This window comes from Curtobacterium poinsettiae (genome assembly GCF_025677645.1).
GTDB classification, from domain to species: Bacteria; Actinomycetota; Actinomycetes; order Actinomycetales; family Microbacteriaceae; genus Curtobacterium; species Curtobacterium poinsettiae_A.
In genome coordinates, this window is record NZ_CP106879.1 from 3,035,044 (window position 1) to 3,048,552 (window position 13,509).

Sequence of the window (13,509 nt, forward strand, 5' to 3'; positions counted from 1 at the left end):
CACCGTCATGCCCGGTCGATCCCGACGAGCGGGGCGACCGCTCGACGGACCGCGTCCTGCACGGTGTCGGTCGGGGCCGAGGCGTCGACCACCAGGAAGCGCGCCGCCTCGGCCTCGGCCATCGCAAGGAAGGCCTGACGCACGGACTCGTGGAACGCCGCGGCCTCGGACTCGAGACGGTCGAAGGTGTCACCCCGTGCCGCGGCCACCCGGGCGCGGCCGACGGTGACGTCGAGGTCGAGCAGGATCGTGAGGTCCGGTGCCAGACCGTCCGCTGCCCACTCCGAGACGGAGCGGACCTGCTCGGCGCCGAGCCCGCGCGCGACGCCCTGGTAGGCGACGGACGAGTCGATGTAGCGGTCCTGCAGGACGACCTCGCCGCGTGCGATCGCCGGACGGACGACCGTCTCGACGTGCTGGGCACGGTCGGCCGCGTACAGCAGCGCCTCGGCACGGGGCGCGACGTGGCCCCGCTCGTGCAGGACCATCTGCCGGATCTGGACACCGAGGTCGGTGCCGCCGGGCTCGCGGGTGCGGACCACGGTCCGACCGTGCGCACCGAGCCACGCCGAGAGCAGCTCCGCCTGGGTCGTCTTGCCCGCGCCGTCGCCGCCCTCGAGCGTGATGAAGCGACCGGTCACTTCTTCTTGGCCGCCGTCCGACGAGCCGGGGTCTTCTTCTTGACCGGCCCCTTGGCGCGCTTGTCGGCGATGAGCTGGACCGCGCGGGCGTGGTCGACGGCCTCGACGTCCTCGCCCTTCGGGATGGTCGCGTTCGTCTCGCCGTCGGTGACGTACGGGCCGAACCGGCCGTCCTTCATCTTGATCGGCTTGCCGGACACCGGGTCGGCGTCGAACTCCTTGAGCGCGGCGCTCGCGGTGCGGTTGCCGCCGTACTTCGGCTGCGCGAACAGCTCGAGTGCACCGGGCAGGTCGATCTCGAAGATCGCGTCCTCACCGGGCAGGGTCCGGGTGTCGGTCCCCTTCTTCAGGTACGGACCGTACCGGCCGTTCTGTGCCGTGATGTCGTTGCCCGTCTCCGGGTCCTGGCCCACGACGCGCGGAAGGTCGAGGAGCTTCAGCGCGGTCTCGAGGTCGACGGTCTGCGGGTCCATCGACTTGAAGAGCGAAGCGGTGCGTTCCTTCGGCGCCGCGGCCTTCTTCGTCGTCTTCTTCGCAGGCGCCTTCTTGGCGGGGGCCTTCTTCGCGGTCGCGGTCGCCGTCTCGCTCGTCGCGGTCGCAGCAGCTGATCCAGCCGCCGGGGCCTCTGCCGCTGCGGGCGCCTCGACGACCTCGCCGGTCTTCGGGTCCACGGTGGGTTCGGGCTCCGGGGTGCGCTCCGTGACGTAGGGGCCGAAGCGGCCGTCCTTCGCCAGGACCTCCTTGCCGGTCTCCGGGTTGATCCCGACGACGCGGTCGCCGATCACCGGGGCGTCGACGAGTTCCTTCGCCTTCTCGACGGTCAGCTCGTCGGGAGCGAGGTCCTCAGGCACGTTCACGCGCCGCGGCTTCTCGGGGTCGTCGCTCGGCACCTCGATGTAGGGGCCGTACCGACCGATCCGGAGCGTGAGGCCCGGAGCGAGCTCGACCGAGTTGATCTCGCGGGCGTCGATCTCACCGAGGTTGTCGATGACGGTCCGCAGGCCGCGCTGGTCGTCGTCGCCGCCACCGAAGTAGAAGCCCTTGAGCCAGTCCACCCGGTCGGCATCGCCGCGGGCGATGCGGTCGAGGTCTTCTTCCATCTCGGCGGTGAAGTCGTACTCCACGAGCTCGCCGAAGTACTCCTCGAGCAGGCGCACCACGCTGAACGCGATCCAGTTCGGCACCAGCTGCGTGCCGCGGAGCGAGACGTAGCCGCGGTCGATGATCGTCGGGCTGATCGTGGGGTAGGTCGACGGGCGCCCGATCCCCAGCTCTTCGAGCGTCTTGATGAGGCTCGCCTCGGTGAAGCGCGGCGGCGGGGTGGTGTCGTGCCCCTTCGCCTCGACGTCGGTGACCGTGAGGTGCTCGCCCTGGGCCACGTTCGGCAGGGCGACGTCCTGACCGGCACGCTCGGAGGACTCGTGGCGGTCCTCGTCACGGCCTTCTTCGTAGGCGCTGAGGAAGCCACGGAAGGTGATGACGGTGCCGGAGGCGGTGAACTCGGCGTCCGTGCCGTTCGCGGTCGCGGCGATGCCCTCGACCGACTCGGTGGAGGAGATGCCGAGCACGATCGACGCGGTCGAACCCTTGGCGTCCGCCATCTGGGACGCGATGGTGCGCTTCCAGATGAGGTCGTAGAGGCGCCACTCGACACCGGTCAGGGTGCCCTGCAGGTCCTGCGGGGTGCGGAAGGAGTCGCCGGCGGGACGGATCGCCTCGTGCGCCTCTTGCGCGTTCTTGCTCTTGCTCGCGTACAGGCGGGGCTTGTCGGGCACGGTGGCCGAGCCGTACAGGTCCGCTGCCTGCTTGCGGGCCGCGTCGATGGCCTGCTTCGAGAGCGAGACCGAGTCGGTACGGATGTAGGTGATGTAGCCGTTCTCGTACAGGGTCTGCGCAGCGCGAGCGGTCTGTCGCGGGGACAGGCGGAGCTTGCGTGCGGCCTCCTGCTGGAGCGTCGACGTGGTGAACGGCGCGGCCGGGCGCCGCGTGTACGGCTTGGAGTCGACGCTGTGCGGACGGTGGCGTCGCCGGCGCGCTCGAGGACCGTCGTCAGCGACGCGGCAGCGGCCTCGTCGAGCCGGACGAGGTCACCGCTGAGCGTGCCGCGGTCGTCGAAGTCACGGCCGGAGGCGACGCGGGTGCCCTGGACCCGGGCGAGTCGCGCGGAGAAGGAGGACTCGCCGGCCTTCTCGAACCGGGCGGAGAGGTCCCAGTAGTTGGCGGACACGAAGGCCAGGCGCTCGCGCTCACGGTCGACGACGAGACGGGTGGCGGCGGACTGCACACGGCCGGCGGACAGACCGGGGGCGACCTTGCGCCACAGGACCGGGGAGACCTCGTACCCGTACAGACGGTCGAGGATGCGGCGGGTCTCCTGCGCGTCGACGAGCGCGGTGTCAAGCTCACGGGTGGCTTCCTGCGCGCGCTGGATCGCCTCCTTCGTGATCTCGTGGAAGACCATCCGCTTGACGGGGACCTTCGGCTTCAGGACCTGCAGCAGGTGCCACGCGATCGCTTCACCCTCGCGGTCTTCATCTGTTGCGAGGTAGAGCTCGTCGGCGTCCTTGAGGGCGCGCTTCAGCTCGGAGACGGTCTTCTTCTTGGCGTCGGACACGACGTAGTACGGCTCGAAGCCGTTGTCGACGTCCACCGAGAACTTGCCGAGGGAGCCCTTCTTGAGCTCGGCCGGCAGGTTCTTCGGCTCGACGAGGTCGCGGATGTGTCCGACCGAGGCCTGGACTTCGTATCCGTCACCGAGGTATTGCGCGATCGTCTTCGCCTTCGCAGGGCTCTCGACGATCACGAGCTTCTTCGTGCCTGGCACGTGTCTCCTTGATCGATGGTGCTGATCGGCCCTGTCCACGAGCGTGTCCGGGTCGACCGGGACATCGGTGACCGCGGGCCGACAGGCACACCATACACATAGTGTTCGGGCGGGTCGCCTGCCGGACCGGCCACCGCGACTGCGTCGACGACGAACGGACCCGTGCCCACGACCACGCGGACACGGGCCGTGGTGGCGACGAGTTGGCAGGCGTCGAGGATGGCCCCGTTCGCCCTGGCGATCCGGGTGGCGATCGCACACGGTTCCCCCGGTACCAGTCCGGTGGCGGCCGCGGCGGTGCCCACGGCGGCGGCGTCGGCGGTGCCCTGGGCGCGGAGGGCCTGTGTCCGGTGACCGGCTGCGGCGAGCGCCGACGACCCGACGAGGACACCCACGCCGAGGACCGCCACGAGCAGGACGGTCGCCGACCCGCGTTGACCGTCGGAACTCGTCACGTCAGCCCCCTCGGGCCAGGGCGCACCCCGTCGCGGTCAGCGGGAGCGCCGCGAAGGGACCGGCCCCGCCGCGCGTGGCGTCGACGCACACCAGGTCATCGTCCGACCGGACGACTATCGAGACCCCCGGCACGATCCGGTCGGCCGCGGACCGGCCCTGGCGCTCGTCGTCCCGACCGACCGCCCGGGCCGCGGTGGCTGCGGCGAGTTGCAGACGGCCCTGCGCGTCGACGACCATGACGGCCGCGACGAGGGCGGTCAACACGAGCGCCACCACGGGGAGGGCCACCGCGAACTCGACGGTCACCGAGCCGCGCTCACAGCGACAGCGCGCCACGGACGAGGTCAGTGAGGATGGTCTGGACCTCGCCGGAGCGCATGACGGCGACGAGCACACCGGCGAAGGCCACGGCGGCGAGGATGACGACCGCGTACTCGGCGGTGGCCGATCCCCGGTCGTCCCGCAGCCGGGACGACCACCGGGCGACGGGGGGACGCGGGCGACGGCGGCGGATGGCCGGACGGCTGCGGCGGTCGGGGGATGACGTGGTGCTCATGGAGCCCTTCCTTTCTGTTGGGTGGGACCAGCGTGTCGGGGCTGGGGTGTCGACGAAGCGGCCTCGGCGCCATCTGTGGAGAGGTCACGCCACCCCGCCCACCGTGGAGGAGAGGACCCCGACCACCACGGGCACCACCCCGACGAGCACGAACGCCGGCAGGACGCAGACCCCGAGCGGCAGCACCAGTCGGACGGCCAGTCGTTCCGCCGCCACGAGCCCCTCGGCAGCGGCTTCGTCGCGCACGTCCTCGGCGGCGCGGCGGAGCAACCCCGCGGCGGGCACCCCCGCCCGACGGGCGAGGTCGAGGACCTCTCGCAGCCGGTCCAGGTCTCCGGCGGGCGGGGCGGCTCCCGCGGAGGCCTGGGCGACTGCCTGCCCGGCGGCGGTCAACGACCCGCCTCCGGCGACCGCCACGGCCCAGGCGTCGAGGAGCGCCCCGGGGACGCGGCCGTCGGGGGTCGCGGAACGGACCAGCCGGGTGGTCCACCGTCGCCCGGCCAGGACGAGGGCCGCCGCGGTGCACGAGCACGCCCAACCGGCCGGTGAACCCACCAGGACCTCGACGGCACCGGCACCCCAGGCCGCACCGAGCCCCAACCCGAAGAGCGGCAGCGCGAGCACGACCCGCGCGCTCGTCCGCGGGCCCGCCAGCGCGACCCGGATCGCCCGGTCAGATGCCGCGGTGCGTCGGAGCGCGCCGGCGAGCCCGCGGAGGGTCTCCGCGACGGGCGCTCCCGTCCGGTCCGCCACGCGGAGGACGACGACGATGTCCTGGTGGGCGGGTGCCGCGGCCCCGGGCAGCCCGCCGACGAGCCGCCAGGCCCGTGGCGGCGGGACCCCGGCTGCGACCAGCGTCGCAACCCGGTCGAGCACCCCGGCCACCCGCGCCGGGCCGTCGAGTGTGGGTCGTCTCACCGCAGCCCGTCCACCGGGCGCACCTCGAGCCTCCCGTCCGGGCCGACGCGCAAGGTGCCCACGCCACCGAGCCGCCGCTGTCCCGCTCGTCGCTCCACGTGCAGGACCAGGTCGAAGGCGCTGACGGCCTGCCGGGCGAGCGCCTCGGCACCGAGGCCGGCGAGCGCGCCGAGCGCTTCGAGGCGAGCGGCCACGTCGGCGATGCCGTTGGCGTGCACGGTGCCGGCTCCCCCGTCGTGCCCGGTGTTCAGGGCAGAGAGGAGTTCGCGGACCTCGGCGCCGCGGCACTCCCCCACGACGATCCGGTCGGGTCGCATCCGCAGCGCCTCACGTACCAGACGGTCGAGGCCGAGTGCGCCGACCCCCTCGGCGTTCGCCTGCCGCGCCTCGAGCGCGACGACGTGCGGATGGGCGATCCGGAGCTCGGCGACGTCCTCCACCGTCACGATCCGCTCGTCGACGGGGACGGCGCCGAGCATCGCCGCGAGCAGGGTGGTCTTGCCGCTGCCGGTCGCACCGGTGACCAGGACGTTCCGTCGCGCGGCGACGGCGTCCTCGACGACCGAACGCGGCACGAACGCGAAGGTCCCGCCGCGTTCGAGGGTGGCGAGGGTGGGTCGCTGGACCTGCGGGAGTCGGATCGACACCGCGGTGCCCCCGACGGACACCGGAGCGAGGACGACGTGGACCCGGACGCCGTCGCCGTGCCGGACGTCCGCGCACGGTGTGGTCTCGTCGACGTGGCGCCCGCCGAGCGCGACGAGCCGGGTCGCGAGTTCGCGGGCACGTGCTTCGGTCAGTCGCGGCTGGACGGCTTCGAGTCCGGTCCCGCGGTCGACCCAGGTCCCGACGCCACCGACCACCAGGACGTCCGTCACGGTGGCATCGGCCACCAGGGTGGCGAGCTCCTCGAACTCGACGACCACGGCCGCCCGGCGACGAGCGGGAGGCGCTGCTCCGGGCAGGAACGGGGCCGACGGAGCATGTGCCCGCGCCGAGGTCGAGAACGCAGGCGATGCCGACGCGGGTGGCGACGAGACGTGCGATGGCGGCGAGGCGGACAGCGACGGCGACGGCGAAGGGGACGCCGTCGCACGGGGAAGAAGCGGAGCACGGTGCAGGGGCATGACGCCGACGGTAGGGAGCAGATCAACCGCCAGCCGAGACGGTCCCCACTTCTGTGGACAGCGTCCGGCACGCCCGACCAACGGGCCGGTTTGTCCCCCGAAACGGAAAGCCGTACCCCGGTCGATGATGCGACACCGACGCGCTCGGGGTTGCCCACCACCCCCGCTTCCCACAGCTGGACTGTGCAGAGCACCCACTCCGCAACAACATGCAGAACGCATGCACGAGCTTGGACCGGTCTGTCCACGCGACCGGCGTCCCTGCGCGGATCGGGGCACACGGCGAAGCCCGACGAGCCTCCATCGCTCGAGTCGGACCCCGGGAAACAGAAGAGGCGGCACCGGTTGGGGGGAACAGGTGCCGCCTTGACATCGAGGGATTGGGGGGAATCCGATTCGATGCCGCCGGAAACGAGTCCAGCGAGAACTACTGTACCCCACGATCGGCCGTCCAGGGCAACCCCGGACACGACCTCCGGGCGTGCCGCGCCTCGACCCGGCCGAGGGGTAGTCTCCGGATGCACGCACGCACCCGCCACGGATGCACGCACGCACCCACGACGGATGCCACCAGAGGCCGCAACGACGCGAAAGGACATCGATGTCCACTCCGACCCAGACCGACCCCCGAGGCGACGACGGAGCGACCTTCGCTCCGCCGCCCGAGTTCGTGGCAGACGCGGTCGCCGGTGAGGACCTGCACCACGCGGCAGCAGCAGACCGCGAGGCGTTCTGGGCCGAGCAGTCCCGCTCCCTGCTCGACTGGCGCACCCCGTTCACGCAGACCCTGGACTGGTCGGACGCCCCGTTCGCGAAGTGGTTCGCCGACGGCACGCTCAACGTCGCCGAGAACTGCCTCGACCGGCACGTCCGCGCGGGTAACGGCGACCGCGTGGCGATCCACTTCGAGGGCGCGCCGGGCGACACGCGCCGGATCACCTACGCGGAGCTGACCGCCGAGGTCCAGCGCACCGCGAACATGCTCACCGACCTCGGCGTGGGTCGGGGCGACCGGGTGGTCGTGTACCTGCCGCTCATCCCCGAGGCCGTCGTCACGATGCTCGCCGTCGCCCGCATCGGCGCCGTGCACTCGGTCGTCTTCGGCGGGTTCAGCGCCGAGAGCCTCCGTGCCCGGATCGAGGACGCCGGCGCGAAGCTCGTCGTCACGGCGGACGGCGGCTGGCGCCGTGGCGCGGTGTCAGCGCTCAAGCCGGCGGTCGACGAGGCACTCGAGGGCGAGGGCACCGACAGCGTCGAGCACGTCCTGGTCGTCAAGCGCGGCGGCAACGAGATCGTCTGGAACGACCGCGACCTGTGGTGGCACGACGAGGTCGCGAAGGCGGCCCCGGAACACACGCCCGAAGCCTTCCCCGCCGAGACCCCACTGTTCATCCTGTACACCTCGGGCACGACCGGGAAGCCGAAGGGCATCGTGCACACCTCCGGCGGGTACCTGACGCAGGCCGCCTACACGCACAAGAACGTGTTCGACATGCACCCGGAGAAGGACGTCTACTGGTGCACCGCCGACATCGGCTGGATCACCGGGCACTCGTACGTCGTCTACGGCCCGCTCGCGAACGGCGTGACGCAGGTGCTCTACGAGGGCACGCCGGACGAGCCGAAGCCCGGCGCTGGTGGGACCTCGTCGACGCCTACGGCGTCACCGTCCTCTACACGGCACCCACGGCGGTCCGCGCGGCGATGAAGGCCGGCCGCGAGATCCCGGAGGCGCGCAGTCTCGAGACCCTCCGCCTGCTCGGCAGCGTCGGCGAACCGATCAACCCCGAGGCGTGGCAGTGGTACCGCCAGGTCATCGGCCACGACCGCACGCCCATCGTCGACACGTGGTGGCAGACCGAGACCGGCGCGATCATGATCTCCGCGCTGCCCGGCGTCACGAAGCTGAAGCCCGGTGCCGCGCAGACGCCGCTGCCGGGCATCGTCGCCGAGATCGTCGACGACGACGGCAACCGCGCCGACCCGGGCGAGAGCGGCTACCTCACGATCACCGAGCCGTGGCCGTCGATGGCGCGCGGGATCTGGAACGACCCGGACCGTTTCGTCGAGACCTACTGGTCGCGGTTCCCCGGCCGCTACTTCGCCGGCGACGGTGCGCGGCTCGACGGACAGGGCGACATCTGGATCCAGGGCCGCGTCGACGACGTCATGAACGTGTCGGGCCACCGCCTGTCGACGGCCGAGATCGAGTCCGCCCTGGTCGGCCACGAGGGCGTCGCCGAGGCTGCCGTGGTCGGCGCCGCGGACGAGACCACCGGGCAGGCCGTCGTCGCGTACGTCATCCTGACGGCCGAGGCCGCCGCCGACGTCGACCGCGAATCGGCGTCGACCGAACTCCGCAACTGGGTGGGCAAGCGCATCGGTGCGATCGCGAAGCCCCGCCAGGTGGTCATCGTCCCCGAACTGCCGAAGACGCGCTCCGGCAAGATCATGCGGCGCCTGCTGCGCGACGCGGCCGAGGGCCGACGCATCGGCGACACGACGACGCTGGCCGATCCGACGATCATGGCGACCATCGCGGAACTCATGTAGTCCCGGAAACGGAAGCAGGGCCTCCAGTCAGATCCGGACTGGAGGCCCTGCTCACGTTCGTTCCGTCGGTCGCCGCCGTCAGGCGGTGAGCTCCACCACCAGCTCGACCTCCACAGGAGCATCCAGCGGGAGCACAGCCACGCCCACCGCGCTCCGCGCGTGGACGCCGGCGTCACCGAAGACCTCGCCGACCAGGGTGGAGGCACCGTTCGCGACCCCGGGCTGGCCCGTGAAGGACGGCTCCGACGCGACGAACACGGTGACCTTGACGACCCGAGCGACGCGGTCGAGCGAGCCGGCGACCGACTCGACAGCCGCCAGCGCGTTGAGCGCGGCCATGCGGGCCTGCGCGGTGGCGGTCTCGGCGTCGACCGACGCCCCGACCTTGCCGGTGACGGGCAGTGCGCCGTCGACGAACGGCAGCTGACCGGCCGTGTAGACGTACTGACCGGTGACGACCGCGGGGACGTAGGCGGCGACGGGTGCGGCGACCGGCGGGAGCGTCAGCCCCAGCTCGGCGAGGCGGTCCGCGACGCTCATGCGTCGGCCTTCGGGCGCTTGAGGTACGCGACGAGCCCACCCTCGGGGCCGGTGACGATCTGGACCAACTCCCAGCCCTCGTCCCCGTAGTTGTTGAGGATCGCGGTGGTGTTGTGGATCATCAGGGGCGTGGTGAAGTACTCCCAGCGAGTCATGCGGTTCCTTGCCAGCCTTTCAGTCATGGGTGTCGTTTAGGCTGTATCCTATGTCTGCCCAGAAGACGTCTGCCTCGCGGACCAAGCCCGTCTCAGCAGTCGGCGCCTTCATCGGATTCGTCGGGTTCAGTGCCCTCGCCGGCCTGCTCGTCACGATCGGGGTCACCCCGGCCATCGCGGTCGCCGGTGTCACGACGACGTCGACGATCGGTGTGTTCGAGTCGCTGCCGGAGTACATCGAGATCGGTGACCTGCCGCAGCGCAACGAGCTGTACGCGTACTCGGGCGGCAAGTCCGTGCACTTCGCGACGGTCTACGACCAGAACCGCGAAGAGCTGAAGTTCGACCAGATCAGCGACCAGCTGAAGAACGCGGCGATCGACGGCGAGGACAAGCGCTTCTACGACCACGGCGGGGTCGACATGACCTCGCTCATCCGTGCCGGTGTGGGCAGCATCGCGGGCGGCCTCGGCGAGTCCGGCGGTGGGTCGACGCTGACCATGCAGCTCGTCCGCAACATCAAGATGCAGCAAGCCCTCGAGCTCCCCACCAAGAAGGAGCAGGTCAAGGCCTACAACGAGGCCGTCGAGCAGACCATCCCCCGCAAGCTCGAGGAGATGAAGCTCGCGATCGGGTTGGCGAAGAAGTACTCCAAGAAGGAGATCCTCACCGCCTACCTGAACATCGCCTACTTCGGCGACCAGACCTACGGCGTGCAGGCCGCGGCACAGCACTACTACAACAAGAGCGCGACCGACCTGACCCCGGCCGAAGCCGCGTCGCTCATCGCGATCGTGCAGTACCCCGAGGCGCGCAACCTGTCGAGCCCGAAGAAGTACGACGCCAACGTCGCCCGTCGCAACGTCGTGCTCCGTTCGATGTACGACCAGAAGAACCTCACCGAGGCCGAGTACCGCACGGCCCGCCAGTCGAAGCCGGCGGACTACGTGCACCTGACGCAGCCGTCGCAGGGCTGCCGCGCCTCGGTCGGCGACGGCTCGCAGTTCTTCTGCGACTACGCGGTCAAGATCGTCAAGGAGATGTCGCAGCTTGGGTCGTCGCAGAAGGCACGTGACACCGCGTGGCGGAACGGCGGCTACAAGATCCAGACGTCGCTGAACATCGACTTGAACGCCGAGCAGAAGCGCCTCGTCAACACCTACGACAACAAGGCCGAGACGAACCTCGCCCTCGGCGCCACGCTCAACTCCATCGAGGCCGGTTCGGGACGCATCATCACGATGGCGCAGAACAAGGACTACGACCAGTCCCTCAAGTCCGCGCCGACTTCGACGAGCATCAACTACAGCGTCGACTACAAGTACGGCAACTCCGGCGGTTTCCAGACGGGATCGACGTACAAGCTCTTCACCCTGCTCGCGTGGCTGCAGGCCGGACACGGTCTCAACGAGGTCGTCAGCGGTGCGCCGCGGAACATGTCGACCGGCTGGACCGCGTGCGGACAGCCCGTCTACGCGGGCGACTACAACCCCAAGAACGACAGCCCGGGTGAGAGCGGCAACTACACCGTTGCAGCAGCGACCGCCGGATCGATCAACCTGGCGTTCCTGAACATGGCGCAGAAGCTCGACCTCTGTGACATCCGCGACACCGCCGAATCACTCGGTGTGCACCGCGCGGACGGCGGCGAGCTGCAGTACAACCCGTCGGCGGTCCTCGGGACGAACGACATCGCACCCATGACGATGGCCGCCGCGTACGCAGCCGTGTCCAACAACGGCATCTACTGCAAGCCGATCGCCATCGACGAGATCACCTCGCCGTCCGGCAAGAAGCTCGGCGGCCAGACGAAGGACTGCAAGCAGGCGATCGACCCCGAGGTCGCGCACGCAGCTGTCTACGCAATGAAGGGCACGATCACGAGCGGTACTGCGCGTGGAGCCCAGACCCCGGACGGCACGCAGCTCTTCGCGAAGACCGGCACGACGGACACCGCGAACCAGATCTGGCTCGTGGGCGCGAGTTCGCGCGTCGCGACTGCCTACTGGCAGGGCAACACGGACGGCAAGCTGAACAACCTCCGTCACTACAGCAACGGGGTGAACGGCACGTACGCCGGTGTCCGTGCGGATGTCTGGAAGCAGGCGATGACCCCGATCAACGCGACCTACCCGGCGGGCCCGTTCACCGACCCGAACAGCTCGGCGCTCCGCGGCAACGCCAAGGCACTGCCGAACCTGCAGGGCAAGACGGCGGACGAAGCGCGTGCGACCGTCTCGGGAGCCGGCTTCACCTACGTCGACGGCGGTGCACGCCCCGGTCCTGGCGACCCGGGGTCGGTCCTGTCGACCTCGCCGGCAGCGGGCGCGCTCCTGTCCTCGGGTTCGAGCGTCACCGTCTACACCTCCGACGGTACCCAGGCGACCGTCCCGGAGATCGGCGGCGACTCCCTCGGGGACGCCCGCTCGGCCCTGAACGACGCCGGGTTCACGAACGTCAACCTCGCCGACAGCTACGCCAAGGGCGGCGGTGGCAAGACCTGCAAGGTCGCCGCGGTCGAGCCGGCGATCAACGCCACGGCGAACAAGAACGACAACGTGACGATCCAGCTCTACGGCGACAAGAACGGCAAGGCGCCCAAGGACTGCAAGTGACCCGCGGTCGCACCGCACTCGGTGTCCTCGCTGCCGGCGCGGCCGTCGGGGCTGCTTCGGCAGCGTGGGGCTCGCTCGTCGAGCGTCGTCGCTTCGGGATCCGGTGGGAGACCGTCCCGGTGCTCCCGCCGGGCTCCCGTGACGTCACCGTCCTGCACCTCTCCGACATCCACATGGCCCCGTGGCAGGCCGACAAGCAGCAGTGGTTGCGCGACCTGAGCCTGGTCGAACCGGACTTCATCGTGAACACCGGGGACAACCTCGGCCACGCGACCGCGAACGCTGCCGTGGAGTACGCGCTCGAGCCGTTCCGCGGGGTGCCCGGTGTCTTCGCCTACGGGTCGAACGACTTCTTCGGGCCCTCCCCGCGCAACCCGCTGAAGTACTTCTCCGGGCCGAGCCGGATGCACAAGGCCGCGGAGCCCGTCGGTCTGGACATCGATCGGCAGACGGCGTTCTTCGAGTCGCTCGGCTGGCTCGACCTGAACGACCAGGCGCACGCGATCGAACTCCGCGGCTCCCGGTTCGAGCTGTTCGGCACCTCGGATGCGCACCGCGACTGGGACCGCCTCGACCTGCTCCCCACGAACGTCGACGAGATGCGCAGCGACGTACCGTGGTCCGAGGACGAGGACGGACCCGCTCCCGTCGCGATCGGTGTCACGCACGCGCCCTACCGTCGCGTGCTCGATGCGTTCGTGACGCAGGGTGCCGACATCATCTTCGCCGGACACACCCACGGCGGTCAGGTGGCGCTTCCGGGAGTCGGCGCGCTCGTCACGAACAGCGACCTCCCCCGCCGGTACGCGAGCGGGTTGCACAAGTGGGAGCACCGCAACCACTGGTCGTGGCTCGAGGTCTCGGCGGGCCTCGGCACCTCGATCTACGCGCCCGTCCGGTTCGCCTGCCGACCCGAGGCCGTCGTGGTCACCCTCACCGCCCGGGCTTCCTGAGCCGACGCGCCCGGGAGTTCGCCGGATGGTCGTGAGCATCCCCGATCATCGGATAGTATTGTCTGGTTGCTCCGGTACGGAGCGATCACACCGCGGGGTGTGGCGCAGCTTGGTAGCGCGCCTCGTTCGGGACGAGGAGGTCGCAGGTTCAAATCCTGTCACCCCGACACT

Annotated in this window: 10 protein-coding genes, 1 tRNA gene and 2 pseudogenes; 4 read left to right on the plus strand and 9 right to left on the minus strand. The window is 70.5% G+C overall.

Going from position 1 to position 13,509, the window contains the following annotated elements; all coding sequences use genetic code 11:
* Positions 1–5: 5 nt before the first annotated feature.
* The 7 genes and pseudogenes from tmk to OE229_RS14450 all read right to left on the minus strand — a co-directional run bounded on the left by tmk (position 6) and on the right by OE229_RS14450 (position 6,321).
* Positions 6–641: a dTMP kinase gene (tmk, locus tag OE229_RS14420; RefSeq protein ID WP_262138614.1), complete on the minus strand. Its 636-nt coding sequence runs from the start codon at positions 639–641 to the stop codon at positions 6–8.
* Positions 638–3,465 (minus strand): annotated as a pseudogene (gene topA, locus OE229_RS14425) (type I DNA topoisomerase). The gene tmk and the pseudogene topA overlap by 4 nt, the downstream one beginning before the upstream one ends.
* Positions 3,441–3,920: a hypothetical protein gene (locus tag OE229_RS14430; protein ID WP_209135065.1), complete on the minus strand. Its 480-nt coding sequence runs from the start codon at positions 3,918–3,920 to the stop codon at positions 3,441–3,443. Before OE229_RS14430 ends, topA begins: the two are co-directional and overlap by 25 nt.
* Before the next feature lies 1 nt (position 3,921).
* Positions 3,922–4,227, minus strand: a complete 306-nt coding sequence (locus tag OE229_RS14435; protein WP_262138618.1) for a TadE family type IV pilus minor pilin — start codon at positions 4,225–4,227, stop codon at positions 3,922–3,924.
* A 10-nt stretch (positions 4,228–4,237) separates the two neighbouring features.
* Positions 4,238–4,477 (minus strand): DUF4244 domain-containing protein, encoded by a 240-nt coding sequence (locus tag OE229_RS14440; protein ID WP_262138619.1) that lies wholly within the window; start codon positions 4,475–4,477, stop codon positions 4,238–4,240.
* Positions 4,478–4,561: 84 nt separating this feature from the next.
* On the minus strand, positions 4,562–5,395 hold the full coding sequence (locus tag OE229_RS14445; protein WP_262138620.1) for a type II secretion system F family protein: 834 nt from the start codon (positions 5,393–5,395) through the stop codon (positions 4,562–4,564).
* Positions 5,392–6,321, minus strand: coding sequence for a CpaF family protein (locus OE229_RS14450; RefSeq protein WP_209135059.1), 930 nt, complete (start codon positions 6,319–6,321; stop codon positions 5,392–5,394). The genes OE229_RS14445 and OE229_RS14450 overlap by 4 nt, the downstream gene beginning before the upstream one ends.
* Before the next feature lie 802 nt (positions 6,322–7,123).
* On the opposite strand from OE229_RS14450, the pseudogene acs reads away from it, so the two are divergent.
* A pseudogene (acs, locus tag OE229_RS14455) lies at positions 7,124–9,075 on the plus strand (acetate--CoA ligase).
* Positions 9,076–9,153: 78 nt separating this feature from the next.
* On the opposite strand, the gene OE229_RS14460 reads toward acs, so the two are convergent.
* Entirely contained in the window at positions 9,154–9,615 is a 462-nt protein-coding gene (locus tag OE229_RS14460) for a RidA family protein (RefSeq protein ID WP_209135056.1), read from the minus strand.
* Complete coding sequence (locus OE229_RS14465) at positions 9,612–9,770, minus strand: DUF4177 domain-containing protein (protein ID WP_017888699.1); 159 nt, start codon at positions 9,768–9,770, stop codon at positions 9,612–9,614. The genes OE229_RS14460 and OE229_RS14465 overlap by 4 nt, the downstream gene beginning before the upstream one ends.
* Before the next feature lie 50 nt (positions 9,771–9,820).
* Here OE229_RS14465 and OE229_RS14470 point away from each other — a divergent pair, with 50 nt between their 5' ends.
* The 3 genes from OE229_RS14470 (at position 9,821) to OE229_RS14480 (ending at position 13,505) form a co-directional block, all read left to right on the plus strand.
* On the plus strand, positions 9,821–12,385 hold the full coding sequence (locus OE229_RS14470; RefSeq protein WP_182066641.1) for a transglycosylase domain-containing protein: 2,565 nt from the start codon (positions 9,821–9,823) through the stop codon (positions 12,383–12,385).
* Complete coding sequence (locus OE229_RS14475) at positions 12,382–13,338, plus strand: metallophosphoesterase (RefSeq protein ID WP_182066642.1); 957 nt, start codon at positions 12,382–12,384, stop codon at positions 13,336–13,338. Before OE229_RS14470 ends, OE229_RS14475 begins: the two co-directional genes overlap by 4 nt.
* A 93-nt stretch (positions 13,339–13,431) precedes the next feature.
* Positions 13,432–13,505, plus strand: a tRNA-Pro gene (locus OE229_RS14480).
* The last annotated feature ends 4 nt before the right edge of the window (positions 13,506–13,509 follow it).

Bases quoted from the DNA above. Each gene is read 5' to 3' on its own strand.
- OE229_RS14440 (WP_262138619.1), bottom strand. From the start codon at position 4,477: ATGAGCACCACGTCATCCCCCGACCGCCGCAGCCGTCCGGCCATCCGC.
- OE229_RS14460 (WP_209135056.1), bottom strand. From the start codon at position 9,615: ATGAGCGTCGCGGACCGCCTCGCCGAGCTGGGGCTGACGCTCCCGCCG.
- OE229_RS14465 (WP_017888699.1), bottom strand. From the start codon at position 9,770: ATGACTCGCTGGGAGTACTTCACCACGCCCCTGATGATCCACAACACC.
- OE229_RS14470 (WP_182066641.1), top strand. From the start codon at position 9,821: ATGTCTGCCCAGAAGACGTCTGCCTCGCGGACCAAGCCCGTCTCAGCA.